The sequence below is a fragment of the Massilia sp. TWP1-3-3 genome (assembly GCF_049897805.1).
Lineage (GTDB): Bacteria > Pseudomonadota > Gammaproteobacteria > Burkholderiales > Burkholderiaceae_D > Telluria_A.
Genome location: NZ_JAFCWX010000011.1, coordinates 140,684 through 153,724, shown reverse-complemented (window position 1 = coordinate 153,724; position 13,041 = coordinate 140,684). Strand labels below are relative to the sequence as shown.

At 61.6% G+C, this 13,041-nt stretch carries 18 protein-coding genes; all 18 read right to left on the bottom strand.

What is annotated here, in order from left to right; all coding sequences use genetic code 11:
* Nucleotides 1-7 precede the first annotated feature (7 nt).
* Complete coding sequence (gene tatC / locus ACP7D4_RS13645; protein ID WP_426103689.1) at nt 8-763, bottom strand: twin-arginine translocase subunit TatC; 756 nt, start codon at nt 761-763, stop codon at nt 8-10.
* Nucleotides 764-1,258 (bottom strand): Sec-independent protein translocase protein TatB, encoded by a 495-nt coding sequence (gene tatB / locus ACP7D4_RS13640; RefSeq protein WP_426103690.1) that lies wholly within the window; start codon nt 1,256-1,258, stop codon nt 764-766.
* Nucleotides 1,259-1,301: 43 nt separating this feature from the next.
* Complete coding sequence (gene tatA / locus ACP7D4_RS13635; RefSeq protein WP_426103764.1) at nt 1,302-1,529, bottom strand: Sec-independent protein translocase subunit TatA; 228 nt, start codon at nt 1,527-1,529, stop codon at nt 1,302-1,304.
* Between the two features lie 166 nt (nt 1,530-1,695).
* Complete coding sequence (locus ACP7D4_RS13630; RefSeq protein WP_426103691.1) at nt 1,696-2,067, bottom strand: histidine triad nucleotide-binding protein; 372 nt, start codon at nt 2,065-2,067, stop codon at nt 1,696-1,698.
* 12 nt (nt 2,068-2,079) lie between these two features.
* Entirely contained in the window at nt 2,080-2,451 is a 372-nt protein-coding gene (locus ACP7D4_RS13625; RefSeq protein WP_426103692.1) for a phosphoribosyl-ATP diphosphatase, read from the bottom strand.
* A gap of 2 nt (nt 2,452-2,453) precedes the next feature.
* Nucleotides 2,454-2,891, bottom strand: coding sequence for a phosphoribosyl-AMP cyclohydrolase (hisI, locus tag ACP7D4_RS13620; protein ID WP_426103693.1), 438 nt, complete (start codon nt 2,889-2,891; stop codon nt 2,454-2,456).
* Nucleotides 2,892-2,932: 41 nt separating this feature from the next.
* On the bottom strand, nt 2,933-3,694 hold the full coding sequence (gene hisF / locus ACP7D4_RS13615; RefSeq protein ID WP_426103694.1) for an imidazole glycerol phosphate synthase subunit HisF: 762 nt from the start codon (nt 3,692-3,694) through the stop codon (nt 2,933-2,935).
* 16 nt (nt 3,695-3,710) lie between these two features.
* Complete coding sequence (hisA, locus tag ACP7D4_RS13610; protein WP_426103695.1) at nt 3,711-4,487, bottom strand: 1-(5-phosphoribosyl)-5-[(5-phosphoribosylamino)methylideneamino]imidazole-4-carboxamide isomerase; 777 nt, start codon at nt 4,485-4,487, stop codon at nt 3,711-3,713.
* 30 nt (nt 4,488-4,517) lie between these two features.
* A complete protein-coding gene (hisH, locus tag ACP7D4_RS13605) occupies nt 4,518-5,153 on the bottom strand; it encodes an imidazole glycerol phosphate synthase subunit HisH (RefSeq protein WP_426103696.1) in 636 nt (211 codons plus the stop codon).
* A gap of 26 nt (nt 5,154-5,179) precedes the next feature.
* Nucleotides 5,180-5,770: an imidazoleglycerol-phosphate dehydratase HisB gene (gene hisB, locus ACP7D4_RS13600; protein ID WP_426103697.1), complete on the bottom strand. Its 591-nt coding sequence runs from the start codon at nt 5,768-5,770 to the stop codon at nt 5,180-5,182.
* Between the two features lie 41 nt (nt 5,771-5,811).
* Nucleotides 5,812-6,912 carry a histidinol-phosphate transaminase gene (hisC, locus tag ACP7D4_RS13595; protein WP_426103698.1) on the bottom strand — a complete coding sequence of 367 codons (1,101 nt, stop codon included), beginning with the start codon at nt 6,910-6,912 and terminating at the stop codon, nt 5,812-5,814.
* 1 nt (nt 6,913) lies between these two features.
* Nucleotides 6,914-7,771: a DNA-methyltransferase gene (locus ACP7D4_RS13590; RefSeq protein ID WP_426103699.1), complete on the bottom strand. Its 858-nt coding sequence runs from the start codon at nt 7,769-7,771 to the stop codon at nt 6,914-6,916.
* Nucleotides 7,768-9,090 (bottom strand): histidinol dehydrogenase, encoded by a 1,323-nt coding sequence (gene hisD / locus ACP7D4_RS13585; RefSeq protein ID WP_426209558.1) that lies wholly within the window; start codon nt 9,088-9,090, stop codon nt 7,768-7,770. The genes ACP7D4_RS13590 and hisD overlap by 4 nt, the downstream gene beginning before the upstream one ends.
* 23 nt (nt 9,091-9,113) lie before the next feature.
* Nucleotides 9,114-9,791, bottom strand: a complete 678-nt coding sequence (gene hisG, locus ACP7D4_RS13580; protein ID WP_426103701.1) for an ATP phosphoribosyltransferase — start codon at nt 9,789-9,791, stop codon at nt 9,114-9,116.
* A 24-nt stretch (nt 9,792-9,815) separates the two neighbouring features.
* Nucleotides 9,816-11,069: a UDP-N-acetylglucosamine 1-carboxyvinyltransferase gene (murA, locus tag ACP7D4_RS13575; protein WP_426103702.1), complete on the bottom strand. Its 1,254-nt coding sequence runs from the start codon at nt 11,067-11,069 to the stop codon at nt 9,816-9,818.
* A gap of 3 nt (nt 11,070-11,072) precedes the next feature.
* Nucleotides 11,073-11,309 carry a BolA family protein gene (locus tag ACP7D4_RS13570; RefSeq protein WP_426103703.1) on the bottom strand — a complete coding sequence of 79 codons (237 nt, stop codon included), beginning with the start codon at nt 11,307-11,309 and terminating at the stop codon, nt 11,073-11,075.
* 24 nt (nt 11,310-11,333) lie between these two features.
* On the bottom strand, nt 11,334-12,101 hold the full coding sequence (locus ACP7D4_RS13565; protein ID WP_426103704.1) for an ABC transporter permease: 768 nt from the start codon (nt 12,099-12,101) through the stop codon (nt 11,334-11,336).
* Nucleotides 12,098-13,015: an ABC transporter ATP-binding protein gene (locus tag ACP7D4_RS13560; RefSeq protein WP_426103705.1), complete on the bottom strand. Its 918-nt coding sequence runs from the start codon at nt 13,013-13,015 to the stop codon at nt 12,098-12,100. Before ACP7D4_RS13560 ends, ACP7D4_RS13565 begins: the two co-directional genes overlap by 4 nt.
* Nucleotides 13,016-13,041 lie beyond the last annotated feature (26 nt).

Sequence of the window (13,041 nt, the reverse complement as noted above, 5' to 3'; positions counted from 1 at the left end):
CGGCTCCTCAGCTTGGATCTTCAGGGGCTTGGGTCGCTTTTACGAAAACGGGCGCCAGCAGCAGGCCCAGTTCATACAGCAGGCACATCGGGATAGCGAGCGCCAGCTGGCTGACGATATCGGGCGGCGTCACGATCGCGGCGATCACGAACGATCCCACGATAGCGTAACGGCGCACTTCCTTGAGCTTGGCCACGGTGACAATACCCATGCGCACCAGAATCACCACCACCACCGGCACTTCGAAAGTGGCGCCAAAGGCCAGGCACATGGACATGACGAAATCGAGATAATTTTCGATGTCCGGCATCATGTGAATGGAGTCGGGCGAGAATGACGAAATAAATTTGAAAACGCGTCCGAACACGAAAAAGTAGCAGAAAGCGACGCCGCCGATGAACAGCAGCGAGGACGACAGCACCAGCGGCAGCACCAGGCGCTTTTCATGCTGGTACAGCCCGGGCGCGACGAAGGCCCACATCTGATAAAACACCCACGGCAGCGAGATGATAAACGCGAGCACCAGCGTGACCTTCATCGGCACCAGGAAAGGCGAAATGACGCCGGTGGCAATCATCATCGACTTGGGGCCGAGCGAGGCGACCATTGGACTGGCGATGAAGTCATAAATTTCGCGCGCGCCGGGCCAGGCAAACAGAGCGGCGCACACGACAGCAACGCCGATCAGCGCCTTGACGATACGGTTGCGCAGTTCAATCAGGTGCGATACGAAAGTCTCTTCGACGGGGGCGTGGTCTGTCATTTAAAAGAACGAAGAGGTGGAGGAAGCGCGCGGACGGAACTTCTTGACGCGGGCCGCGCCGGACATGATGTGCGACTTGCCACCGTGACGCTGTTTGTACCAGCCAGGAACGGCCGAGTTGCGCACCAGTTTCTTGCGCCGGAAGTCGCGCGCCTTGCGCTCGAGGTCCGACATGCTCGCGGTCGCCACGGTCGGGGCCGTGGACGAGGGCAGGTCGCGCCAGGCGGACTCGACGTCGTCAATACTTTCCTTGATCGACGATTCGACATCGGAGCGGATGGTGTTGGCCGACTCCTCGAATTCTTTTTTGAGGTTACGCAGCTCGTCGAGTTCGATCTCGCGGCTGACTTCGGATTTAACTTCGTGCAGGTAGCGTTGCATGCGGCCATACAAACTGCCGGCCATGCGCGCTACTTTCGGCAGCTTTTCAGGGCCGATGACAACCAGCGCGACAACGCCGATGATGGCGAGTTTCGAGAGTCCAAGATCGATCATGCGTGTTCAAGTCAGCGAGGCGCGTGGCGGACACGCGCGCTCATCAAAACTTGTTTTTCTCTTTCGCTTCAACGTCGATCGTCGTCTTGTCCGCAACTTGCGACGGAGGGACAACGACGGTTGGCTTTTCCTCTTCGCCCTTGACGCCATCCTTGAAGCCTTTGACAGCCTTGCCGATGTCGCCACCCATATTGCCCAGCTTTTTGGTGCCGAACACCAGTACCACGACCAGCAGCACGATTACCCAGTGCCAAATACTCAATCCACCCATCATTTTCTCCTTGCCAGGCGAACACGCCTGAAATCGTCAAGCCTAAGCGGGTATTTTACGCGATGCATGCCCTGCGTGCCCTAACGCCCACCCGCGCGAACAAATATTGTTCCGTGAAAATAATATCCGCGATCTCCACCGGGGTCTGAAGTGCGCTGTGAAGGGATTAGCGCTGGCCTTTCCACGGGTGGGCGCCGCCAATCAGGTGCACGTGCAGATGGTACACCTCTTGCCCGCCGTCAGGACCACTGTTGATCAATGTCTTGTAGCCACCGCCCGGCGTGCCGTCGGCGTCGAAGGTGACGGCGCAGCCGTGCTCGGCGGCCAGCCTGGGCGCCAGCGACAGCATCTTGCCCAACAGTGGGGTATGGGTGCCGTTGCAGTCGGACAGGGTGGCTATGTGCTGCTTGGGAATGATGAGCAGGTGCACCGGCGCCGCAGGGTGAATATCCTTGAATGCCAGCAACTCGTCATCTTCAAAGACGATGGTCGAGGGAATCTGTTTTGAGGCGATTTTGCAAAAGAGGCAGTTGTCCACGAATGCTCCGGATTAGTGTTTGTCAGTCTCGAGGGCGTCGCGCAATTCGTCCTTGCGGGCAGCTTTTTCTTCGATGCCGGACACGCCTTCGCGCCGCGCCAGTTCATCCAATACTTGCTGGGGCGTCAGGTTGAAGTTGGCCAGCATCACCAGCGAGTGGAACCACAGGTCGGCGCATTCGTAGAGCACCTTGCTGGTGTCACCGTCCACCCGCGCATCCTTGGCGGCCATGACCAGCTCGGTCGCTTCTTCGCCAATCTTTTTCAGGATGGCGTCGTCGCCCTTGGCAAACAGGCGCGACACGTACGATGCGGCCGGGTCGCCGCCGTTTTCAATTTTGCGCGACTCGATGACCGCGGCCAGCCGGGAAAGTGTAATGCTCATGGTTATTTCTTCGGTGTGGTGTAAATGGTCGCGGGGTCTTGCAGCACCGGGTCGGTCACTTGCCAGTCGCCGCTCTTGGCGTCGCCATCGAATTTTTGATAGAAGCACGAGTGGCGCCCCGTGTGGCAAGCAATGCCGCCCTTTTGCTCGATTTTCAGCAGCACCACGTCTTCGTCGCAATCGAGCCTAATTTCCAGCACTTTTTGCGTGTGGCCCGACTCTTCACCCTTGTGCCAGAGTTTCTTGCGCGAACGGCTCCAGTACACCGCTTCACCCAACTCGACTGTTTTTGACAAGGCGTCGCGGTTCATCCAGGCAAACATCAGCACGTCGTTCGATCCTGCTTCCTGCGCGATCACCGGCACCAGGCCGTTCTCATCCCACTTGACCTTCTTGAGCCACTTCGCATTCGCGGCACTTGCAATCGTTCCATTAGGCATAATTGCTCCTCGCATCGCCCTCGCGCACGCGGGGGGCCATATTAATCTAGCCTCATGGGAATACCTTGCGCGGCCATGAAGCGCTTCGCTTCCTGGACCGTATGCTTCCCGAAGTGGAAAATGCTCGCCGCCAGCACCGCATCGGCACGGCCAATCTTGATGCCGTCGGCCAAATCCTGCAGGCCGCCCACGCCGCCCGAGGCGATCACGGGAATCCCCACCGCGTTCGACACGCCGCTCGTCAAACCAAGGTCGAAGCCGATCTTGGTGCCGTCGCGGTCCATGCTGGTGAGCAGGATTTCGCCGGCGCCCAGGCTTTCCATCTTCATGGCCCAGGCGATCGCGTCCAGCCCCGTGGCTTTGCGCCCGCCGTGGGTGAAGACTTCCCACTTGCCGGGCGCTACCTGCTTGGCATCAATGGCCACGACGATGCATTGCGAGCCATGCTTTTGGGAGGCGTCAAACACCAGTTCGGGATTGGTCACCGCCGACGTATTCATGCTGACCTTGTCGGCGCCGGCATTTAACAGCCGGCGCACGTCTTCCACCTTGCGCACGCCGCCGCCGACGGTCAGCGGGATGAACACTTTCGAGGCCACCGCTTCAATGATGTGCAAAATCAGGTCGCGGTTGTCGGAGGTGGCCGTGATGTCGAGGAAGGTGATTTCGTCGGCGCCCTGCTCGTCGTAGCCGCGCGCGATTTCCACCGGGTCGCCCGCATCGCGCAACTCGGTGAAATTGACGCCCTTGACGACGCGGCCATCGGTCACGTCCAGGCACGGAATGATTCGTTTTGCAAGCATAAGATTTTCTTAGCCTTTAGGCCAAATCGCCTTCACTCAGTTCGTCGGCGCGCGCTTGCGCTTGGGCCAGGTTGATGGTGCCTTCGTAGATCGAACGCCCGCAGATCACCCCTTCGATGCCTTCTTCCTGCACCGCGCACAGCGCTTCGACGTCGCCGATATTGTGCAGCCCGCCCGAGGCGATGATGGGAATGCGCACGGCCTGCGCCAGCTTGACGGTCGCCTCGATATTAATGCCGCCCATCATGCCGTCGCGGCCGATGTCGGTATAGATGATCGATTCCACGCCATAGGCTTCAAACTTCTTGGCCAGATCGATCACTTCGTGGCCGGACATCTTGCTCCAGCCATCGGTGGCAACCTTGCCGTCCTTGGCGTCCAGACCGACAATGATGCTGCCCGGGAAGGCGCCGCAGGCGTCGTGCAAGAACCCGGGATTTTTCACCGCCGCCGTGCCCACGATGATGTAGGTGATGCCGTCGTCCAGATAGCGCTCGATGGTGTCGAGGTCGCGGATGCCGCCGCCCAACTGCACGGGAATTTCATCGATGTCGTTCTCGAGCGCGAACGCCTGCACCACTTGCAAGATGGATTTGACGGCCGGCTCGTTCTTCGGCTTGCCGGCAAAGGCGCCGTTCAGGTCCACCAGATGCAGGCGGCGCGCGCCTTGCTTGAGCCAGTGCAGCGCCATCTCGGCAGGGTCTTCGGAAAAGACGGTGGCAAGTTCCATGTCGCCCTGTTTGAGGCGCACGCAGTGACCGTCTTTGAGGTCGATGGCAGGAATAAGCAGCATGATCGTTTGTCTTAAAGGTTAGGTTGGAAATCAAGGATTCCAGTGAACGAAGTTCTTGTACATCTGTAGTCCCGCCGCGGCGCTTTTCTCCGGGTGAAACTGGGTCGCAAAAATATTGTCGCGCGCCACGGCGCAGCAAAACGGCTGCCCGTAGTCGGTTTCGCCGGCAACCAGTGCTGCATCGGCCGGCTGCACATAGTAGCTGTGCACAAAATAGAAATACGCGTCGTCGGCAACGCCTTCCCACATCGGGTGTGACCGCACTTGCTTGACGCGGTTCCAGCCCATCTGCGGAACCTTGAAGCGCGAACCATCGGCCTGCAGCTTGCCGTCCAGCTGAAAACGCACGACCTTGCCAGGCATCAGGCCCAGGCCCGGCTCATCGCCTTCGTCGCTGATGTCAAACAGCATTTGCTCGCCCACACACACGCCCATCAAGGGCCGGGTGGCGGCGGCGCGCCGCAGCGCCGGTTCCAGGCCCGCCGCGCGCAGCGTGGCCATGCAGTCGCGCATGGCGCCCTGGCCCGGCAGCACCACGCGGTCGGCGCTGTCGATATCGGCCGGGTTGCTCGATACAATCACATTCGCTTCCGGTGCGACGGCGCGCAGCGCTTGCGCCACCGAGCGCAAATTGCCCATGCCGTCGACCACAACAATTTTATTCATAGATTTTCAATCCGGCGCGACGACGCTCAGAGGCTGCCCTTGGTGGAAGGAATCGTGCCGGCCGAGCGTGCATCGAGTTCGGCCGCCATGCGCAGCGCGCGCCCAAAGGCCTTGAACACGGTTTCGCACTGGTGGTGGGCATTCTCGCCGCGCAAGTTGTCGATGTGCAGGGACACCAGCGCGTGGTTGACGAAGCCCTGGAAAAACTCATGCGCCAGGTCGACGTCGAAGGCGCCGATCATCGAGCGCTTCCAGGGCACGTGCATTTCAAGGCCGGGACGGCCGGAAAAGTCGATCACCACGCGCGAGAGCGCTTCGTCCAGCGGCACATAGGCGTGGCCATAGCGGCGGATGCCTTTCTTGTCGCCGATCGCCTTGGCGACCGCCATGCCGAGCGTGATGCCGGTGTCTTCGACGGTATGGTGGGCGTCGATGTGCAGGTCGCCCACGCATTCGATGTCCAGGTCGATCAGGCCGTGGCGCGCGATCTGGTCGAGCATATGGTCAAGAAAGGGCACGCCCGTATTGAGCTTTTGAATGCCGGTGCCGTCAAGGTTGATGGCGACGCGGATTTGCGTCTCGTTGGTATTGCGCGTAATTTCTGCGGTGCGGGTCATGGACGTTTGCTCGATTGTTGGTAAGCTGAAGATTGGTAAGCTTAAGATTGGGGCATCAGCGATGCCTTGAAGGCATCCAGGAAGGCGGCATTTTCTTCGGGCGTACTCACGGTCACACGGATGCAGTTGGCAAGCGTCTCGTGCATTTTACTCACATTTTTGACAAGGACCTTGTCCGCATTGAGTTGCGTGATCGTCGCCCCCGCGTCGGGCACGCGCACCAGGAGAAAATTGGCCGAGGACGGGTACACCGTCACGCCGGGAAGTGCACTCAGCTCGGCGGCCAGCGCGCCGCGCGCCGCCACGATCAGGGCGGCCTGCTCGTTGAGCAGGTCGATATGGTCGAGCGCAAACTCCGCCGCCAGCTGGGTCAGCACATTGATGTTGTAGGGCGGGCGCACTTTTTCAAACTGCGCCAGCAGCGCGGGCGCCGCCGACATGTAGCCGAGCCGGATGCCGGCCAGGCCCAGCTTGGACACGGTGCGCATGACAATCATGTTCTCGAACTCGGGCAGGCGCGCCATGAAGCTCGAGCGCGCAAACGGCGCGTACGCTTCGTCGAGGATGGCAATGCCCCGCTCGCCCAGCTCTTGGATGATCTCGACGATGTCGTTTTCATCGAACAGGTTGCCGGTCGGGTTGTTCGGGTAGGCGAGAAACACGGCGGCCGGGCGGTGCTCCCGGATGGCGGCCAGCATGGCGTCCTTGTCAAGCGTGAAGTCTTCGCGCAAGGGGACGCCGACAAATTCGCAACCGGCCAGCATGGCGGTGCGCGCGAACATCACGAACGCCGGCACCGGCGCCATGATCACGGGCCGGCGCTGGCCGCCGGTAATCGCGGTGGCGATCATGGAAATCAATTCGTCCGACCCATTGCCCAAGATCACGTCGTACCCGTGCGGCACGCCCATGCGGGCGCACAGCTTGTGCTTGAGGCTTGCATAGCTTGGCACCGGATAGCGGTTCAGCACCGCGTCGGCCAGGCGCCGGCCCAGTTCGGCACGCATGTGCAGCGGCAGCGCGTACGGGTTTTCCATCGCGTCGAGCTTGATGAAGCCGGTGGAATCGGGCACGTGGTACGACTCGTCGTTGCGCACGACGTCGCGGATGGTATTGGCAATCAGTTTGTCGAGAAAAGGCATGTCAGCTCTCCATCAGCGGCAGTTCGAGGTTCAGGTTTTCCGGGTCCGGCTTGGAGGCTGGTTTGCGGGCTGGCTTGGTTTTCGCCGGCTTGGGCGCCTGGTCTTGCGGCGCGGCCAGGCGGTTGCGGATCACCTCGCAGTAATCGGGGTTCAGTTCAAAGCCGACAAAATCGCGCCCGCAGTTCTTGGCCGCCATCGCCGTGGTGCCGCTGCCCAGGAACAGGTCGAGCACCACGCCGCCCTGCGGACACGATGCCTTGACCATGCGCTCGATGATTTCCAGCGGCTTTTGGGTCGGATGGTCTTCGCGCTCGGGATGCTCCTTGTGCAGACGCGAGACGCTCCACAAATCCTTCGGGTTGTAGCCCTGCTCGAGCCACTTGGCGCCGACGAAAATGGAGCGCGAGCGCGCCTTTTTTGTCTCGGCGTCGTATGGAATGCGCACCGCGTCCAGGTCGAAATAATAGTCCTTGCGCTTGACGAAAAAGCCGATCGTGTCGTGCACCGACGTAAAGCTGCGCACGCTGCCGCCCATCGAGGGTACGCGCCGGTCCCAGATGATCTCGTTCATCATCGTCATGCGCTGCTTGAGCATCACGAAAATCTCGGGCGAAAAGCGCCACGTCAAAAAGATATACAGGCTGCCGTTCGGTTTGAGCTTGGGCAGCGCCTTGGTGATCCAGTCCTCGGTCCAGGCCAGGTAGGCGGCCACGCTTTGCTGGTCCGAGTCGTTGCCGTAGTCCTTGCCCAGGTTGTAGGGCGGATCGGTCAGGATCAGATCGATGGCGCCGTCGGGAATGCGCGCCAGGCCTTCCAGCGCATCCTCGCAAAACACCTGGTTGATCCAGGGCGCGCTCATGGCAGGCGCGTCAGACGCAGTTCGGCGCTGCGGGCGTGCGCCTGCAAGCCTTCGCCGTAGGCCAGTTCGGCGGCAACTTTGCCCAAGGTTTGCGCCCCCGCTTCGCTGACAAAAATGATCGATGAACGCTTCTGGAAGTCGTACACGCCCAGCGGCGACGAAAAGCGCGCCGTGCGCGACGTGGGCAGCACGTGGTTCGGGCCGCAGCAATAGTCGCCCAGCGATTCGGACGAAAAACGGCCCAGGAATATGGCGCCCGCGTGGCGGATCTGGTCGGCCCACTGCTGCGGATTGTCGGCCGAAATTTCCAGGTGTTCGGCGGCGATCGCGTTGGCGATCTCGCACGCTTCAGTCATGTCGCGCACCTTGATCAGCGCGCCGCGGTCGGTCAGGGAGGTGCGGATGGTGTCACTGCGCGGCATGCTCGGCAGCAGCTTGTGGATGCTCGCTTCGACCCTGGCAATGTAGGCTTCGTCGGGGCACAGCATGATCGCCTGCGCCAGCTCATCGTGCTCGGCCTGCGAAAACAGGTCCATGGCCACCCAGTCCGGGTCGGTGGTGCCGTCGCACAGCACCAGGATTTCGGACGGACCGGCAATCATGTCGATGCCCACGGTGCCAAACACGCGCCGCTTGGCCGCGGCCACATAGGCGTTGCCGGGGCCGACGATCTTGTCGACCGGGGCGATGCTGGCCGTGCCGTAGGCGAGAGCGGCCACCGCTTGCGCGCCGCCGATGGTGATCACGCGCGTCACGCCCGCAATAGCGGCCGCGGCGAGCACCATCTGGTTCTTGATGCCGTCGGGCGTAGGCACCACCATGATGATTTCCTGCACGCCCGCCACGTGCGCGGGAATGGCGTTCATCAGCACCGACGACGGGTAGGCCGCCTTGCCGCCCGGGACGTAAATGCCGACCCGGTCGAGCGGGGTGATTTTCTGGCCCAGCACGGTGCCGTCAGGCTCGGTATAGGTAAAACCGCCGAGCTCCTGCTTCTGGCGCTCGTGGAACACGCGGATACGTTCGGCCGCCGTCTGCAGGGCGGCGCGCTGGGCCAGCGGCAGCGACGCGAGCGCGGCGTCGAGTTCAGCCTGGCCAACGTCGAAGTGGGCCATGCTTTGGGCGCCGCCAGGGATGCGGTCGAAGCGGTTGGTGTACTCGAGGACAGCGGCGTCGCCGCGGGTTTTCACATCATGCAAAATGGCCGCTACGGCTTGTTCGAGCGCTTCATCGGCGTGCGCTTCAAAAGCGAGCAGCGTCGCCAAGCGTTGTTTGAAGTCCGGCTGGGCCGAATCGAGTTTGCGGATCTGTAGCGACATAAGCTTGACTTGAGTTCTTCAGTTTAGTTTTTCAACTTCGCGGCGCGTTCGAACGCCTCGAGGATGGGTTGCAAACGCTCGCGCTTGAGCTTGAGCGCGGCCTGGTTGACGACCAGGCGCGACGAGATGTCCATGATTTCTTCGACTTCCACCAAATTGTTGGCGCGCAGCGTGCTGCCGGTCGAGACCACGTCGACGATGGCGTCCGACAGGCCGACAATGGGCGCGAGCTCCATCGAGCCATACAGCTTGATCAAGTCCACGTGCACGCCCTTGGAGGCAAAATGCTGGCGCGCCGTTTCGACGAACTTGGTGGCCACGCGCAAGCGCGCGCCGGTGCGCACGGCCTTTTCGTAGTCAAAGCCCGCGTTCACCGCGACCGACATGCGGCACTTGGCGATATTTAAGTCAATCGGCTGGTACAGGCCTTCGCCGCCGTGTTCGAGCAGCACGTCCTTGCCGGCCACGCCAAAGTCGGCCGCGCCGTGCTGCACGTAGGTGGGCACGTCGGAGGCGCGCACGATGATCACGCGCACGTTCGGGTCGTTGGTCGCCAAAATCAGTTTGCGCGACGTTTCCGGATTTTCCAGCACGGTGATGCCGGCCGAGGCCAGCAGCGGCAGCGTGTCCTCGAAAATGCGGCCCTTCGACAGCGCAAGAATGAGCTGCGAACTGGCCGGGATGGTGCTAAATGGGTTCATCGCTCTCGCTCTACGTAATATCGGTTATTTGACGCGCACGATATCGGCGCCCACCGCCGACAGCTTCACTTCCATGCGGTCGTAGCCGCGGTCGAGGTGATAGATGCGGTCGATGATGGTTTCGCCACGGGCGGCCATGGCGGCGATCACCAGCGAGGCCGAGGCGCGCAGGTCGGTCGCCATGACGGGCGCGCCGATCAGGTGGTCGACGCCCTTGATGAAGGCGGTGTTGCCTTCGGTCGAGATCGACGCGCCCAGGCGCACCATTTCCTGCACGTGCATGAAGCGGTTTTCGAAAATGGTCTCGGTCACGCGGCTGGTGCCGGCGGCGATCACGTTGACGGCCATGAACTGCGCCTGCATGTCGGTTGGGAAGCCCGGGTATTCAGTGGTGCGAAACGACACCGGCTTGGGACGGCCGCTCATTTGCGCGCGGATCCAGTCCGGGCCGGACGTCATTACCACGCCAATGTCGCGCAGCTTGTCGAGCGCCACGTCAAAAATGTCGGTGCGAGTGTTTTTGAGCAGGATGTCGCCGCCGGTGGCCGCCACGGCGCACAAAAACGTGCCCGCTTCAATCCGGTCCGAGATCACGGCGTGGCTGGCGCCATGCAGTTCGGGCACGCCCTGGATCACCAGGCGGTCGGTGCCGATGCCTTCGATTTTGGCGCCCATTTTCACCAGCAGGTTGGCCAGGTCCGTCACTTCCGGCTCGCGCGCGGCGTTTTCCAGAATCGTCTCGCCTTCGGCCAGGGTGGCGGCCATCAGCAGGTTCTCGGTGCCGGTCACGGTGATCATGTCGGTGTGGATGCGCGCGCCCTTGAGCTTTTTGCACTTGGCGTAGATGTAGCCGCCTTCGATGGTGATCTCGGCGCCCAGCGCCTGCAAGCCCTTGATGTGCTGGTCCACGGGGCGCGAGCCGATCGCGCAGCCGCCCGGCAGCGACACCTTCGCTTCGCCAAAGCGCGCCAGCAGGGGGCCGAGCACCAGGATCGAGGCGCGCATGGTTTTCACCAGTTCGTAGGGCGCTTCGAGCGTGTCGATGGCGCTGCCGTTCAAGGTCACCTGTTCGTCGGCGACCTGGTCCACCTTCAGGCCGGTCTTGGCCAGCAGTTTCAACATGGTCTTGACGTCGTGCAGGCGCGGCACGTTGGTCAGCACCAGGTCGCCGGCCGTCAACAGGCCCGCGCACAGGATAGGCAGCGCCGCGTTCTTCGCGCCCGAAATGCTGATTTCCCCATCAAGGCGCTTGCCGCCGACGATCTTGAGCTGGTCCATGTCTTATCCTTGGTATTCGTCGGGGGTGAGTGTCTTCATCGACAGGGCGTGGATCTCTTCGCGCATGCGCTCGCCCAGCGCGGCGTAGACCAGCTGGTGGCGCTGGATCGGGCGCTTGCCGGCAAATGCGGGCGAGACGATCAGGGCGTTGAAGTGCTGGCCGTCGCCGTCCACTTCAAGGTGGGTGCATTCGAGGCCGGCCTGGATGTAGCCGTGAATCAGTTCGGGAGTGGTGGTCACGAGGTTTCCTTGTCTTGGCTGATGTTAGTGGCGCAGATTGTAGCCGCGCTTGAGCAGATTGATGGCGATCCCCGCGAGTAGCGCGAAGAACACCGACACGATGGCCAGGCTGGTCCACGGCGAAATGTCGGACTGGCCGAAGAACCCGTGGCGAAAACCGTCGATCATGTAGAAGAAGGGATTGAAGTGCGACACCGCCTGCCAGAACGGCGGCAGCGACTTGATCGAATAGAACACGCCCGACAAAAACGTCGCCGGCATGATCAGGAAGTTCTGAAAAGCGGCCAGCTGGTCGAATTTTTCGGCCCAGATGCCGGCGATCAGGCCCATGGTGCCCAGGATGGCCGCGCCCAGCAGCGCGAACACGATGATCCACACCGGCGCCGCAAAGCTCATGCTGGTGAACCAGATGGTGACGATGAACACGCCCAGCCCCACCGCCAGGCCGCGCACGACGGAGGCGAGCACGTAGGCGGAAATGATCTCCCAGTGCGACAGCGGCGGCAGCAAAATGAACACCAGGTTGCCGGTGATCTTGGACTGGATCAGCGAGGACGAGGAGTTGGCGAACGCATTTTGCAGCACGCTCATCATCACCAGGCCGGGAATCAGGAAGGCGGTGTAGCTCACCCCGGGCAGCATGTTGACGCGCCCCTCGAGCACATGGCCGAAGATCAGCAGGTAGAGCATGGCGGTGAGGACCGGCGCGGCCACGGTTTGCGTGGCCACCTTCCAAAAGCGCAGCGTCTCTTTGTACAGCAAGGTCTGGAAACCGACGGAGAACACACTCATACCGCCCCCTTGTCCATGATCTGCAAGAAGATGTCTTCCAGGTCCGCTTGCTGCAATTGCATTTCATCGATCACGGCGCCGCTTTGGCGCAGGCGCGCAAGAATCGGCTCGACTTCCGCGTATTCATTCACGCGCAAGCTGTATTTGTTCGCCTGCCCACTATCTTGCTCGTCGTGCGCGACCAGATGGCGCAGGTCGTCGGGCAGTTGGCCGCCCGCCAGGTGCACGATCAGCTGCGAACCGGAGATGCGGCGAATCAGCGCGCTCATGGTGTCGAGTGCCACCACGGTGCCGTTCTTGAGCATGGCCACGCGCTGGCACATGGCTTGCGCCTCTTCCAGGTAATGGGTGGTCAGGACCACGGTGTGGCCTTCGCGGTTCAGGCGCGAGATGAACTTCCACAGCGTCTGGCGCAGCTCCACGTCGACCCCGGCGGTCGGCTCGTCGAGCACGATCACGGGCGGTTTGTGCACCAGTGCCTGGGCCACCAGCACGCGCCGCTTCATGCCGCCGGACAGGGCGCGCATATTCACGTCGGCCTTGTTGGTCAGGTCCAGGTTGTCCATGACCTCGTCGATCCACTTGTCGTTGTTCTTCAGACCGAAATAGCCCGACTGCAGGCGCAGCGTTTCGCGCACCGTGAAGAAGGGATCGAACACCAGTTCCTGCGGCACCACGCCAAGCTTGCCGCGCGCGGCGCGAAAGTCGGTGATGACGTCGTGGCCATGGATCTTGACGCTGCCCGCGTCGGGCCGGATCAGGCCTGCGATAGTCGAGATGAGCGTGGTCTTGCCGGCGCCGTTGGGCCCGAGCAGTCCGAAGAATTCGCCTTCTTCAATCGTCAGGGTAACGCCGGCCAAGGCCTTGAGGGACTTGTAGCTTTTTTCGACGCTGTTAATCTGAATCGCTGTCATGCTTTAAGTAGTAGTTGTTGTATATA

Bases quoted from the DNA above. Each gene is read 5' to 3' on its own strand.
- ACP7D4_RS13560 (WP_426103705.1), bottom strand. From the start codon at position 13,015: ATGACAGCGATTCAGATTAACAGCGTCGAAAAAAGCTACAAGTCCCTC.
- hisI (WP_426103693.1), bottom strand. From the start codon at position 2,891: ATGCCTAATGGAACGATTGCAAGTGCCGCGAATGCGAAGTGGCTCAAG.
- hisD (WP_426209558.1), bottom strand. From the start codon at position 9,090: ATGTCGCTACAGATCCGCAAACTCGATTCGGCCCAGCCGGACTTCAAA.
- hisC (WP_426103698.1), bottom strand. From the start codon at position 6,912: ATGCCTTTTCTCGACAAACTGATTGCCAATACCATCCGCGACGTCGTG.
- ACP7D4_RS13590 (WP_426103699.1), bottom strand. From the start codon at position 7,771: ATGAGCGCGCCCTGGATCAACCAGGTGTTTTGCGAGGATGCGCTGGAA.
- murA (WP_426103702.1), bottom strand. From the start codon at position 11,069: ATGGACCAGCTCAAGATCGTCGGCGGCAAGCGCCTTGATGGGGAAATC.
- tatC (WP_426103689.1), bottom strand. From the start codon at position 763: ATGACAGACCACGCCCCCGTCGAAGAGACTTTCGTATCGCACCTGATT.
- tatA (WP_426103764.1), bottom strand. From the start codon at position 1,529: ATGGGTGGATTGAGTATTTGGCACTGGGTAATCGTGCTGCTGGTCGTG.
- ACP7D4_RS13625 (WP_426103692.1), bottom strand. From the start codon at position 2,451: ATGAGCATTACACTTTCCCGGCTGGCCGCGGTCATCGAGTCGCGCAAA.
- hisA (WP_426103695.1), bottom strand. From the start codon at position 4,487: ATGCTGCTTATTCCTGCCATCGACCTCAAAGACGGTCACTGCGTGCGC.
- ACP7D4_RS13565 (WP_426103704.1), bottom strand. From the start codon at position 12,101: ATGAGTGTGTTCTCCGTCGGTTTCCAGACCTTGCTGTACAAAGAGACG.
- tatB (WP_426103690.1), bottom strand. From the start codon at position 1,258: ATGATCGATCTTGGACTCTCGAAACTCGCCATCATCGGCGTTGTCGCG.
- hisF (WP_426103694.1), bottom strand. From the start codon at position 3,694: ATGCTTGCAAAACGAATCATTCCGTGCCTGGACGTGACCGATGGCCGC.
- hisG (WP_426103701.1), bottom strand. From the start codon at position 9,791: ATGAACCCATTTAGCACCATCCCGGCCAGTTCGCAGCTCATTCTTGCG.
- hisB (WP_426103697.1), bottom strand. From the start codon at position 5,770: ATGACCCGCACCGCAGAAATTACGCGCAATACCAACGAGACGCAAATC.
- hisH (WP_426103696.1), bottom strand. From the start codon at position 5,153: ATGAATAAAATTGTTGTGGTCGACGGCATGGGCAATTTGCGCTCGGTG.